Annotated in this window: 9 protein-coding genes; 4 read left to right on the top strand and 5 right to left on the bottom strand. The window is 63.9% G+C overall.

What is annotated here, in order from left to right; translation table 11 throughout:
• The first annotated feature begins 2 nt into the window (after positions 1–2).
• Positions 3–710: a response regulator transcription factor gene (locus tag ABMA59_RS08765; RefSeq protein WP_349004955.1), complete on the top strand. Its 708-nt coding sequence runs from the start codon at positions 3–5 to the stop codon at positions 708–710.
• A 161-nt stretch (positions 711–871) separates the two neighbouring features.
• On the opposite strand, the gene ABMA59_RS08760 is transcribed toward ABMA59_RS08765, so the two are convergent.
• Together ABMA59_RS08760 and ABMA59_RS08755 are read right to left on the bottom strand one after the other, a co-directional pair.
• The gene (locus tag ABMA59_RS08760) at positions 872–3133 is read right to left on the bottom strand and encodes a M10 family metallopeptidase C-terminal domain-containing protein (protein ID WP_349004954.1); all 2262 of its coding nucleotides are present in this window, start codon (positions 3131–3133) and stop codon (positions 872–874) included.
• A gap of 253 nt (positions 3134–3386) precedes the next feature.
• Positions 3387–5879, bottom strand: a complete 2493-nt coding sequence (locus ABMA59_RS08755; protein WP_349004953.1) for a beta strand repeat-containing protein — start codon at positions 5877–5879, stop codon at positions 3387–3389.
• Positions 5880–6148: 269 nt separating this feature from the next.
• Between ABMA59_RS08755 and ABMA59_RS08750 the strand changes: the two genes are divergently transcribed.
• Together ABMA59_RS08750 and ABMA59_RS08745 are read left to right on the top strand one after the other, a co-directional pair.
• A complete protein-coding gene (locus ABMA59_RS08750; protein WP_349004952.1) occupies positions 6149–7027 on the top strand; it encodes a LysR family transcriptional regulator in 879 nt (292 codons plus the stop codon).
• 193 nt (positions 7028–7220) lie between these two features.
• Complete coding sequence (locus ABMA59_RS08745; RefSeq protein WP_349004951.1) at positions 7221–7898, top strand: cation efflux transmembrane domain-containing protein; 678 nt, start codon at positions 7221–7223, stop codon at positions 7896–7898.
• A 149-nt stretch (positions 7899–8047) separates the two neighbouring features.
• Here ABMA59_RS08745 and dapD read toward each other — a convergent pair whose 3' ends face one another.
• Positions 8048–8902 (bottom strand): 2,3,4,5-tetrahydropyridine-2,6-dicarboxylate N-succinyltransferase, encoded by an 855-nt coding sequence (gene dapD / locus ABMA59_RS08740; RefSeq protein WP_349004950.1) that lies wholly within the window; start codon positions 8900–8902, stop codon positions 8048–8050.
• 145 nt (positions 8903–9047) lie between these two features.
• Here dapD and ABMA59_RS08735 point away from each other — a divergent pair, with 145 nt between their 5' ends.
• Positions 9048–9887 carry an LOG family protein gene (locus ABMA59_RS08735; protein WP_349004949.1) on the top strand — a complete coding sequence of 280 codons (840 nt, stop codon included), beginning with the start codon at positions 9048–9050 and terminating at the stop codon, positions 9885–9887.
• Positions 9888–10188: 301 nt separating this feature from the next.
• Here the strand turns inward: ABMA59_RS08735 and ABMA59_RS08730 are convergent, their stop codons facing one another.
• Both ABMA59_RS08730 and ABMA59_RS08725 read right to left on the bottom strand, forming a co-directional pair.
• The gene (locus ABMA59_RS08730; protein WP_349004948.1) at positions 10189–10893 is read right to left on the bottom strand and encodes a pyrimidine 5'-nucleotidase; all 705 of its coding nucleotides are present in this window, start codon (positions 10891–10893) and stop codon (positions 10189–10191) included.
• A gap of 127 nt (positions 10894–11020) precedes the next feature.
• On the bottom strand, positions 11021–12178 hold the full coding sequence (locus ABMA59_RS08725; protein ID WP_349004947.1) for an iron-containing alcohol dehydrogenase: 1158 nt from the start codon (positions 12176–12178) through the stop codon (positions 11021–11023).
• Positions 12179–12261: the final 83 nt, after the last annotated feature.

Genomic DNA, 12261 nt, shown 5'->3' with positions numbered 1-12261 from the left:
GAATGGCAGAGATCATCGTTGTCGACGACGACCCGAGCGTGGCGTTGATGGTCGCCGACTATCTCGGCGCCAAGGGCCATTCGGTGCGCATCGCCCATGATGGCGCGGAGCTGCGCGCCATGATCGCGACCGGGCCGGCGGATCTCGTGGTGCTCGACCTCAACATGCCGGGCGAGACCGGATTCGCGCTCGCCCGCTGGCTGCGCGAGCACCATGACCTCGGCATCGTCATGCTGACCGGCGCCGACTCCGCCTTCGACAGGGTGGCCGGCCTGGAAGTTGGCGCAGACGACTATATCGCGAAGCCGTTCGCGCCGGCCGAACTGGAAGCCCGGATTGCCGCCATCCTGCGCAGGCGCAATCCGCGCGTCTCCGAAGGCCTTCCCTCACTCCCGCCGGGCTGCGTGGCCTTCGGCGCCTACGCCTTCGATCCGAAGAAGCGGAGTCTTGCCGATCCGGCCGGCGCGCCGGTCACGCTGACGCCGATGGAGCTGGATCTTGTCGCCGTGTTCGCCGGCCATCCCGGCCGTGTCTTCACGCGCGACGAGCTTCTCGACCTCGCGCCGCCGCGCGGCGACGATCCGTTCGACCGCAGCATCGACAGCCGCATCAACCGGCTGCGCCGGCGCCTGGAAACCGACCCGTCGAAGCCGGAGCTGATCAAGACCTTGCGCGGCGCGGGATATGTCTATCCGAGGCCGCATGCGTAGAACTGCTTGACCAGGCAACGGCAGGCGGTGTGTCTGTCGCCCGCCATTTCCCGCATTGATCTTTGACCGAACCTCGGACCCGCCCGGCCATACGCGATTGTGCGCGGTGGCCGGCCGCCCGACGCTCACTAGGGGGCGGCCGGCGGCCGATATTGCCTGACTCAGATCACCACGAAGTCGGCGGCGGTAAGGTCCGGCAAGCCGGTCAGCACGGCGAACTTGACGTTGCCGAAGGCCGCGCCCGATCCATCGGCGTCGTAATAGAGGTTGCCGGTATCGGAATTGTAGATGATCCGGTCGTTGGCATCCTTCGGCCCGCCGACAATGTCCTTGAACGCCGAGGCTGCCAGGGTGCCGAGGGTCGTCAACGCCGTAAAGAAAGCGTTGTCGAGATCGATCGTGTCGGCCGCCACGCTGTAATCGACGATCGTGTCGACATTCGCCGAACTGTCGAGCGTCGAGTTGAAGACGAACGTGTCCTTGCCGTTGCCGCCGGCCAGAATATCGTTGCCGCGATATCCCTTGATCACATCGGCGCCGTCGCCGGCACTGATGCTGTTGACGGCGTGGTCGCCGAAGACGAAGTCGTTGAAACTCGAGCCGATCAGGTTCTCGACGTCGAAATAGACGTCGCCTTCGGCATCGCCCGTATTGATCGATGCGTTCCCCAGGCTGGCGATGATAGCGGCGGAAGCCCCGGCGTACGACGCAGCATCCTGATCGGAACCGCCCCACAACTCGTCTATCCCCGCGCCTCCGGCCAGTATGTCGTTGCCTGCGTCTCCATAGAGCTCGTTGTAAAAACCGTTGCCGGTGATCAAATTGTCGAGCGTGTTGCCGGTGCCATAGATGGCGCCGCCTTCCAGCACGAGATTTTCGACGTAGCCGCTGAGGACATAGGAGATCGTCGAATGGACGGTGTCGATCTCCGGCGTGGAGGATTCGAGCACCTGGTCGCCGATGTCGTCGACATAATAGGTGTCGGCGCCCTGGCCGCCGCGCAGGATGTCGGCCCCGCCGCCGCCGTTCAGGACATTGTCGCCGGTATTGCCGTTGATCTCGTTCGCGCCGGCGTTTCCGGTGCCGCTGACCGCGCCGTTGAGCAAGGTCAGCACTTCGACCTTGTAGGGCAGCGTGTAGCTGCTGGTGCTCGAATAGACCTTGTCGTGGCCGTTGATGAGGGTCGTTTCCTCGATGTAGTCGTTGATGTTGTCGACGTAGTAGGTGTCGTCGCCGCCGCCGCCGAACATCTGATCCGCGCCCTGGCCGCCATCGAGGCGGTCGTTGCCCGACATGCCGTAGAGCTGGTCGGAATCGCCGTTGCCGCAAAGGTTGTTGTTCGCGGCGTTGCCCTGGATGTAGTCCTGGCCCGAGCCGCCCTTGGCATTTTCGATGACGGCGCCATAGGCGATGGCGATGTTGCCGGTCAGGCCGAGCATCGAGGAGTACGCGCCCTCGCCGAGATTGATGTACTGGCTGTCGTAGTAGAAATGCGTGTCGATCGTGTCCGTGCCGCCGCCATCCCATATGGTGAAGATCGGATGGTCGTTCAGGTTGAAGTCGTAGACGTCGCGACCGGCATTGCTGTTGAAGCCGTAGGTCGTGTTGCCGGAGCGCGTGGTGTAGTCGGCGCCGTATTTGGCCTGGATCGCCGCGATGTCGTAGAGCATCGGCGTTGATGAATAGAGCCACGTCCCTTCCGTGCCGTCGGTATCCTGCGACCACGCCTGATGGCTCGGGCTGTAGCCGCCGAAATACGACATGATCGTGAACTGGCGGTTGTCCTGGGCGAACTCGGCATCCGTCGCATAGTCGGCGCTGCCATTGTAGGTGCCCGGATGCGACAGGCCGAGCGTGTGGCCGATCTCGTGCAGGTAGGTCTGGAAGCCGTAGCCGCCGAAGAACATGTCGGCGTCTTCGTCCTGTGACGTCCAGGTCGCATCGGCCCAGATCTGGTTGGCGATAAAATTCTCGTTGTTGTTGACCGGCGCCTCCAGGATCGGCGTCGCATACGTCCCGCCGGTGTTCGTCGAATAGGTGAGCGTGATGTCGGCCGCCGGGTTGTTGGCGCTCTCGGTGAGATTGAGCGGCACGAGATCGTCCCACAATTCGAAGGCGAGCCGTGCCTGCGCCTTCATCAGCGCGGTCATCGCCACCTGCCCGCTCGCCTCGCCGTGGACCGGCAGGTCCGGATCGTTGGAGGGCGCGGTGTCCGGCATCGAATAGGTGATGTTCACCTTGTCCCAGCCGCGGGTGATGCCTTCATGCGAGCCGCCCCAGCTCGTGTGCATCTGGTTGATGATCTGGTCGAGCGAATAGGTCGGCGGTGCCGCCTCGGATGCGCCGCCGGGATTGGGAATTCCCGGCTTGAAGGCTTGCGCGTCGCCGGAGCGCGAAGCTCCGGAAAGGTTCCAATGGTACATGGCCTGATCTCCAAGATTGCCGTGGACCCGACATGGTGGGTCCGTTCCGGCTGCTCTTGTCGGCCTGGCGTGTTTCGACAATCGCCCGCTTGCGAGGCTTTTTGTTAAGAATGTGCCGCCGGATACGCGCTGCGAGGCGAACTCGGGCACATCTCCTGCGAACTGCCGCTTCAACCAGGTTGAAGCGGCAGGCTGGATCTTATGGCGGTAAAGCCCGTGCCTCGGCTGGGCTGAGGCTTCGGGGGCGTCCCGCCTAGATCACCACGAAATCCGCCGCCGTCAGGTCGGGCGCGCCGGTCAGCGTGGCGAACTTGACGTTGCCGAACGTGCCGCCCGAACCATCGGCATCGTAATACAGCGCGCCGGTGTCGGAGTTGTAGATGACGCGGTCATCGGCATCCTTTGCGGCGACGGCGATGTCCTTGAACGCCGAGGCGGCGAGCGTGCCGGTCGCGGCCAGCGCGGTGAAGACCGCGTTGTCGAGCTGGATCGTGTCGGCGGCGACGTTGAAGTCGGCGATTGCGTCGACATTGGTCGCCATGTCGAGCGCCGAATTGAACACGAAGAAGTCGACGCCCGCGCCGCCGGTCAGCGTGTCGTTGCCGCCGTAACCTTTGATCGTGTCGCTGCCGGCGCCGCCGTTGATGGCATTGTTGCCGTTGTCGCCGAAGACCGAGTCGTTGAAGCCGGACCCAAAAAGATTCTCGATGGCCTTGAAACTGTCGCCGGCGGCGTCGCCGGTGTTGATCGCCGGGTTGGCGAGGCTGACGACGACTGCGCCGCTGGCGCCCGCATAGGAGGCGGTGTCGATGCCGCCGCCGCCGTTGAGCTTGTCGGCTCCGCCCATGCCCATGAGGATGTTGGCGGCGTTGTTGCCGACAAGGACGTCGGCGAGCGCCGATCCGGTGACGTTGTCGATGCCTTCCAACTGGTCGTTGCCCTGGCCGATGGCTTCGAAGAGGTTGCCGCTGGCCGAGCCGGCGATGCCGTTCAGGTCGACATGAACCGACCTGTTCAGCGAGAAGACGGCCGTGTCGCTGCCCAGCCCGCCGTAGAGCAGATCGTTGCCGCCGCCGCCGTCCAGTACGTCGTCGCCGCCGGTCTGGGTCAGCGTGCCCACGGCGGTGACGGTATAGGTGTCGCCATAGAGCCTGTCGTTGCCGCCGCCGGCGGTGAGACGGTCGTCGCCATCGGTCAGGGTCAGGTTGACGCTGGCGTTGGCGGAGCCCCCGTCGCCATAGAGCGCTGTGTCGTATCCGGCCCCCGAAACGACCCGCAGCACGTCGTCGCCGTTCTTGACGACGCCGCTGCCGGTCGCGTCGTAGGTGAAAGCATCGCCGTAGAGGACGGTGCCGGTGGTGGCAGGCGATCCCTGCACGTTGAGCGTGATCTTGTCGCTGCCGCCGGCAAAGCTGTTCGCCGCCGAGAAATAGGCGTCCCCCAGGAGCGGAAAGGTCGCCGAGAGGTCGGCGCGGTCGTACACCAAGCTCAGGATATCGTTGCCGCCGGAAAACGCGCCCTTGCCCATGCTGTTATAGGCATCGCCGGAGATGCCGCCGGTTGTGGTTACGTTGACGGCGGTTATAAAATCGTCCCCGCCGTTCAGCGCTGCCTTGCCGGTGGTGGTGTAGGCATCGCCGACGATGGTGCCCATCATCGGCGTGACCGTAACGGATGGCCCCTGACCTGTGAAAGGGAAGGTTCCGCGGACATCGATCTTGTCGCCGCCGCCGGACGCCGACGCATCGGCTACCTGATAGAAGTCGCCGGAAGTGGTGGAGGCGGTCGCGTTCGTGATTGTGATCGTGTCGTTGCCGCCGGTTGCGGCCGCGTTTTCCCCGGAAACCTGATAGTCGTCGCCAATGACATAGAGACTGCTGTGAAACTTGCGTCCGGCGAGCGTCGTCTCGATGAGGATCGCGTCGGCGCCGCCCTTGCTGGTCCCCTCATTGATCTGATTGTCGCCAATGACGTAGCCGGAGCCCGCCGTGTTGCGGAGCGTGATGGCGTCGGCGCCGCCATTGGAGATGCCGCCGACCGCGTTGTAGAAGACGTCGCCGACGATGTAGCCATTGCCGAGCGTCGGCGTGTATCCGGTATCGACGATGCTGACCGTATCGTTGCCGCCATTGACCGTGCCGAAATTGTTGCCGGTCTTGAGGGCCATGTTGCCGACGTCGCCGATGATGGAACCGTTGGAAATGTCGGTAAATGTGTCGTCGCCGCCATTGAGCGTCGCACCGATATCGACGTGCAGGGAATCGCCGACCAGCGACCCGCTGTTGGACTGCACCCCGGCTCCGACGAAACTGTCGGCGCCGCCGCTGCGCGTCTGGCCGGCGTTGACCAGGACAAAATCGCCCATCATGGAAAGGGCCGCCTTGCCCTGTTCGGGCAAGATGATCTCCGTTTCGCCGGCGAGCACCCCCTCCCACAATTTCTCGAAATTGGCGGCGGCGTCCTTGGTGTCGATCAAATCAGCCAGCGAAATGTCGAGGCCGGTGATGCTGAAACCCGGATCGTAGGTGTTGTTGGTGATGTTGACGGTATCGATTGTGCCGCCGAGCGGCGCCCCGGTTATGTCTCCTTCCGAACTGAGGGCGGTGATGCGATAGAAGGGTGCGGCGTTGCCGGTCACCCATGTGCGGTGATCCGGTGTAGCGTCGCTGAGGGCGAAGTGCCGGACGTTCGTGTCGAGAAAGGCGTCGAAGCTGAAGGTCAGACCGGATGCATCGATTTGAGCCATGACATGTGTTCCTTTTCAAGCGCGGGCATAGCCGCGCGATAAAACGGCCGCCTGCCGATGCAGGCGGCGAAATGCCCCGTGAAATCAGTGTCGAAGCGGCGAAGCGCGCCGAAGATCGGTGGGTGTCCTCAACTGCACCCTCAAGTTGTTGACTGCGCTTTTACCGGCTGCCACCACAGGCCGGAACTATGGTTTGCCTATGGAATCATAGCCGCAGCCTTGGGTTGCCCGTGCTATGAAAGCCGGCCAACCCAGGAAAGGCGCCGGACATGGAACTCGCTCAGGCCCGTTATTTCATCGCCGTCTGCGATACCCTCAACTTCACGCGCGCGGCCGAACTCTGCAACATAGCGCAGCCGTCGCTGACCGCCTCGATCAAGAAGCTGGAGGACGAATTCGGCGGGCCGCTGTTTTCGCGCGAGGGCAAGCGCATGCTGCTGACCGAACTCGGCCAGCGGCTGCGCCCCTTCATCGCCCAGATGGCCGAGCAGGCGGAAGCCGTGCGCCAGGCGGCGACGGATTTCCGGCTGCTGCGGCAGGTGCCGCTCAGGGTAGGCATCATGGCGACGATCGGCCCGCTGCGGCTGGCGCGGCTGCTCGCCCGCTTCAAGCAGGATCATGTCGGCGTCGAGCTCGGCGTGCATGAAGGCGGGCTCGCGGACCTGCTCGGCAAGCTGGAGTCCGGCGAACTCGACATGGCGGTTCTGCATTCGCCGGGCGGCTACGCGGCCAATGTCCGCACCGTGCCGCTCTACCGCGAGCGCTACGTCGTCATCGTGCCGCCCGGCCACCCGTTCGAGCACAAGGACACGGTGCGGCTGATCGACACCAGGGACAATCTCTATGTCGACCGGCTGGCCTGCGAGATGCGCGAGATCGTCATGAACGTCTGCGGGCAGAACCACATCGAGCTCTACGCGAACTTCCGCAGCGAGCGCGAGGACTGGATCCAGGGCATGGTGATGGCCGGCTTGGGGTTCGCCTTCATGCCGGAATATTCGGTGACCCACACCGGACTGCTGCGCCGTCCGCTCGTCGAGCCGTCGGTCGAGCGGGAAGTCAGCCTGGTCAACATGGCCGGGCGGATGCTGAGCCCGGCGGCAATGGCCTTCTCCCGTGCAGCGCAAGGGCACCGCTGGGGTGATTAGGCCGCCGCCGGAAGAGGAGAATTCGTCCCGGTTCCATTGGAACGCGACAGGGATCGACCGGACCAAGGCGGCCCGAAAGAAGCAGGATCACGTCCGCGCGACATAACTGAAACGATGAGGCCCGCTCCAGGCAAACCCGGGCAACATCCCGCTCCCATCAGCATGGCCAGGACCACGGGAGGGTTTTTGGCCGATGCCGACCGATACGATTTGCACTCGCAACGAACGGAAACAGATCGCCCGCACCGCGCGCGCCGCGCTTCTGGCGGCCACGCCTGGCCTGGCTCTGACGGCGGTTGCCGCGGCAAGCTCCAACGCGCTGACCATACGCGCGGATCTCGCGCTGACCGTCCTCGACATGACGGCCCTGATCTCTGTCTGGGTGCTGGCCGAGCGGCGGCATCGGACCTCGGGCGGCGTTGCAAGCCATGGACATGGCGAGACGATCGCCGGCGCGCTGGTGGCGGCGTGCATGACCCTCTCGATGGCCACGGTTGCAGCCCTTGCCCTTCAGCGGATCATGGCGGGCGGAATGGTGCCGCAAGGCGGCGGCGTCATGCTGGGTGTCGCGCTCAACATCGTCTATGGAGCGCTCAATCTCTGGCTGCTCTGCCGCTGGCGGGCGCGTGACCGGGATGCCCCTTCCCCGCTGGTCCGCTCCCAGGTCTGCCTGTTCTCCGACAAGCTCTCGTCGAACGTGCTGATCGCGGCGAGCCTCGCCGCCACCTTGGCGCTCGGCGAAACGGCGCTGGCGCGCTACATCGATCCGGCCGCCAGCCTGCTCATCGCCGCGGCTACGGCCCGCTGGACCATCCCCGTCATCCGCGACACGCTGACGGCGCTGCGCCGCCGGCGGAGCGCGGTGGTCTAGCGCCGCGCTTTCATTTTCCCTATGGATCGTCGGTGTACGGTTGCGGCGGCCGGTCTCGCGGCCGGCGCGCCACGGAAGACCGTCGAGGAACGATCCTGCCGAAGCGTCCGGTCACCGCAAGGCGGCACGGACACCCGCTCCACCGGCTCTCAATCCCTCAGCAACTCGTTGATCGAGGTCTTCGACCTTGTCTTTTCGTCCACGCGCTTGACGATGACGGCACAGTAAAGGCTCGGACCGGGTTCGCCATTCGGAAACGGCTTTCCGGGCAGCGAGCCGGCGACCACCACGGAATTCGCAGGAACCTCGCCGTAAGAGATCTCGCCGGTGGCGCGGTCGACAATTTTGGTCGACTTGCCGATGAACACGCCCATACCCAGCACCGAGCCTTCGCGCACGATGCAGCCCTCGACGACTTCCGAGCGCGCGCCGATGAAGCAATTGTCCTCGATGATGGTCGGGCCGGCCTGCATCGGCTCCAGCACGCCGCCGATGCCGACGCCGCCGCTGAGATGCACGTTCTTGCCGATCTGCGCGCAGGAGCCGACCGACGCCCAGGTGTCGACCATGGTGCCGCTGTCGACATAGGCGCCGAGATTGACGAAGGACGGCATCAGCACCACGCCCGGCGCGACATAGGCCGAACGGCGCACGATGGCCGAGGGAACGGCGCGGAAGCCGGCCTTCTCGAAATCGACGCCGCTCCAGCCGGAAAATTTCGACGGCACCTTGTCCCACCAGACCGAGCCGCCCGGACCGCCGCCGATCTCTTCCATCGGGTTCAGCCGGAAAGACAGGAGCACGGCTTTCTTCAGCCACTGGTTCACCTTCCACTGGCCGTCGGCCTGGCGCTCGGCGACCCGCGCCTCGCCATGGTCGAGCAGAACCAGCGCTTCCTCGATCGCCTCGCGGGTCTCGCCACCGGTCGACGTGGTAATCGCCTCGCGGCCCTCCCAGGCTTTTTCGACGGCCTTTTCGAGGCTGGCGAGATCGGGCTTGGCCATGGCAAATGCTCCGTTAAAGGCGGCGTTAAGACGCGGACAGGTAGGGTGCTTTGGGACTGCGCGGCCCCTACTATGTCAAGCAGGAATAGGGGTCAATCGCACCAGCGACCTAAGCCGGTGTCAGCCGGATGGACGGGAACGTGAAATGAACAACGAGACGACCGGCTGGACGCCGCTGTCCCATGCCGATGAGGACCTTGAACGGGCGAAGGATGTACCCGACACGCCGCAGACCCGCGCCGCCACCTACAAGCTTGCCTGGGCCGACGAGGATTTCATGACAAGGCGCGAGCTGCGCGCCGTGCGGCTGCAGCTCGAACTGCTGAAACCCGAGATGACGCTGGCCGAGCGCGGCATCCGCTCCACCGTCATCCTGTTCGGCGGCGCCCGCCTCCCCGAGCCCGGCGGCGAGGCCTGGGCCGCCAAGAACGAGACGCAGAAGAAGAACCTGCTCAAGAACAGCGTTTACTACGACGAAGCCCGCAAATTCGCCCGGCTCTGCTCGCAGCAGTCGGCGCTGTCCTATTATCGCGAATTCGTGGTCGTCACCGGCGGCGGTCCGGGCGTCATGGAAGCCGGAAACCGCGGCGCCGACGATGTCGGGGCGCCGTCGATCGGGCTGAACATCGTGCTGCCACATGAGCAGGCGCCCAACCCCTACGTCACCCCGGAGCTGTGCTTCAACTTCCACTATTTCGCGATCCGCAAGATGCATTTCGTCATGCGCGCGAAGGCGGTGGCCGTCTTCCCCGGCGGCTTCGGCACCATGGACGAGTTCTTCGAGACGCTGACCTTGATCCAGACCGGCCGCATGGAGCGGGTGCCGATCATCCTGTTCGGGAGCGAGTTCTGGAAGCACGCCATCGACCTCGACTATCTGGCCGAGCAGGGAACGATCTCGCCCGGCGACCAGAACATCATCGACTTCGTCGACACCGCCGAAGACGCCTGGGGCATCATCGCCCGCTTCTACGATTTGCGCTGACCGCCCTGCGGAACTTCGCGTTGGGAATTGGCGATCGCACCCATCGGTGTGACCGCTTCCATCCGGCCGAGCGGAAAGTTTCGGCAGGCCGGGTGCGCGTCAGCGCAGAACGGGCCGGGGCGCGGACCCGTCAGCGCAAAAACCGGTTTGAAGCGACGTTTGGCAAGCGCGCGACCCCCTCGCGTCGGCGCAATTGTGGTCGGGCTCGCTCGAAATCCGCGTAAGCTTCTGTTTTACAAAGACATTCCGGACTTGACGCGCTTCAAAAATCCCTCGGCACGTTCTGGATTCTCGTTGTAAATCAACTCTTTGGCGCAAGCGTGGTCAGAAAATCCGCCAGGTCGTCGGTAACGAAGTCGACGGCATCGTCGAAGGCCGGATCCTTTTCCCAGATCTCCGAAAAGGTCGGCTCGAAATTGCGCGGAACGATCAGCACCGTGGTCATCCCCAGCGCCTTCGGCACCACCAGGTTGCGCGCAAGATCTTCGAACATCACCGCGTCGGACCCCACGATCTTGTGTAGTTCGACGAACCGGTCATAGGTCTGCTGGGCCGGCTTCGGCGTCAGATCGGCGGCGACGATGTCAAAGATGTCGTCAAAATGGTCAAGGATTCCAAGCTGTTGTGCTGTCCGCTCGGCATGGCCGCGATTGCCGTTGGTGAAGATGAATTTCCGGCCGGGCAGTGCCTTGATCGCCTCGCCGAGCGCCGGGTCCGGCGCCAGCCACGAATAGTCTATATCATGGACCTTCTGCAGAAAATCATCGGAATCGATGTTGTGCCGCGCCATCAAGCCAGACAATGTCGTGCCATATTGAAGATAAAGCTCTTTCTGCAATTTACGCGCATCTTCCTTATTCATCTGCAGAAGCTCGGAGACATAGGCTGTCATCTTCACGTCGATCTGCGAGAACAGATTCGTGTGGTGCGGATACAAAGTGTTGTCGAGGTCGAACACCCAGTCCCTGACATGGGCGAAACGGGTGGGATCGGGCTTGTCGGTCATCGTTTTCCTTGCGGTGCCAGACCGCTTTTCACTTACTTTTCAAAAACTTACCATTAAAACGTGTTAATGGCGGACGGGCTTGCCTCAATTCCTTGTCTCGTTGCCGGTTCTTTCGTCCTAACCGCTATCACCACGCGGCCCTATAGATGGCGCGGGCATCTTCGAGCGCAAGCGGCCGGGGATTGTTCACCAGGAGCCGCGTTTGCTTCATCGCGTCGGTGGCAAGAAGGTCGATCGCATCTTGCGGAATCCCGACATCGCGCAGCCGCGCCTGGAGCCCGCAACGTCTTGATAAGTCTGCAAGTTTCTCCGCGAATGCCGTGCCCCGCGCCTGACTGCTCCCTTCCGCCAATTCCGGAAACACGATGGCGGCGATCTCGGCATAGAGATGGCCCGCCGTCTCGGCATTGAAGCGCAAAACATGCGGCAAAACCAATGCGTTGGAGAGACCGTGCGGTATGTGGAAAAGTCCGCCGATCGGGTAGGCCAGCGCATGCACGGCTGCCACCGGCGAGTTGGCGAAGGCCTGGCCTGCCAGCATCGATCCAAGCAGCATGTCCGCCCGCGCCGCCCGGTCCGATCCGTCATGCACCGCCCGTTGGAGCGCGCCGCCCATCAGCCGCAACGCCTCTCGCGCCAAGGCCCGCGATACTGGATTGTTGTTGGCGCTGGCCGAGGCATGTGCCTCGATGGCATGCACCATGGCATCGATGCCGGTGGCGGCTGTCACGGCCGGGGGCAGGCCGAGCGTCAGTTCCGGGTCCAGCAGGGCGATGTCGGGCAGCAGCACCGGCGAGACCACGCCCATCTTCTCGCTGGCGCCGGTCGTGACGATGGAGATCGGCGTCACTTCAGACCCGGTGCCGGCGGTGGTCGGCACCAGCATCAGCGGCAGGCGCGGGCCCTTGGCATTGCCTATGCCATAGATTTCCTTCAGCTTTTCCCGTCCTGCCGCTAGCAGCGCCGCGAGCTTAGCGACATCCAGAGACGATCCACCGCCTAGCCCGATGACGGCGTCGGCGCCGAAGTCCGTCGCCGCCTTGGCAGCCGCCAGCACGACGCTTTCCGGCGGGTCGGCCTGCACGTCGGAATACACGGTAACTGCGATGCCGGCGGCTTCAAGGGATTGAATGGACGGTTTTATGAGCCCCAGCCTGACCAGACCGGGATCGGTGACCAGCAACACCCGCGACCAGCCGCGCGCCGCTGCAAGCGCACCGATGCGGGAGACCGCCCCTTCACCGAAGACGATTCTGCCGACCGTGTTGAAAAGGAAAGGTGACATTGGGCCTCCGTGCACGCGCCGTGGCATAGCACAGGAACCGGCAAATGAAATGCATCGGCTATCGTGCGAGGGCCAAGGCGATT

The organism is Mesorhizobium yinganensis, from assembly GCF_040081985.1.
Classification (GTDB): Bacteria; Pseudomonadota; Alphaproteobacteria; order Rhizobiales; family Rhizobiaceae; genus Kumtagia; species Kumtagia yinganensis.
This window is presented reverse-complemented; position numbering and strand designations above follow the sequence as displayed.

Coding starts and splice junctions, on each gene's coding strand:
- ABMA59_RS08755 (WP_349004953.1), bottom strand. CDS start 5,879: ATGGCTCAAATCGATGCATCCGGTCTGACCTTCAGCTTCGACGCCTTT.
- ABMA59_RS08760 (WP_349004954.1), bottom strand. CDS start 3,133: ATGTACCATTGGAACCTTTCCGGAGCTTCGCGCTCCGGCGACGCGCAA.
- dapD (WP_349004950.1), bottom strand. CDS start 8,902: ATGGCCAAGCCCGATCTCGCCAGCCTCGAAAAGGCCGTCGAAAAAGCC.
- ABMA59_RS08750 (WP_349004952.1), top strand. CDS start 6,149: ATGGAACTCGCTCAGGCCCGTTATTTCATCGCCGTCTGCGATACCCTC.
- ABMA59_RS08725 (WP_349004947.1), bottom strand. CDS start 12,178: ATGTCACCTTTCCTTTTCAACACGGTCGGCAGAATCGTCTTCGGTGAA.
- ABMA59_RS08745 (WP_349004951.1), top strand. CDS start 7,221: ATGCCGACCGATACGATTTGCACTCGCAACGAACGGAAACAGATCGCC.
- ABMA59_RS08735 (WP_349004949.1), top strand. CDS start 9,048: ATGAACAACGAGACGACCGGCTGGACGCCGCTGTCCCATGCCGATGAG.
- ABMA59_RS08765 (WP_349004955.1), top strand. CDS start 3: ATGGCAGAGATCATCGTTGTCGACGACGACCCGAGCGTGGCGTTGATG.
- ABMA59_RS08730 (WP_349004948.1), bottom strand. CDS start 10,893: ATGACCGACAAGCCCGATCCCACCCGTTTCGCCCATGTCAGGGACTGG.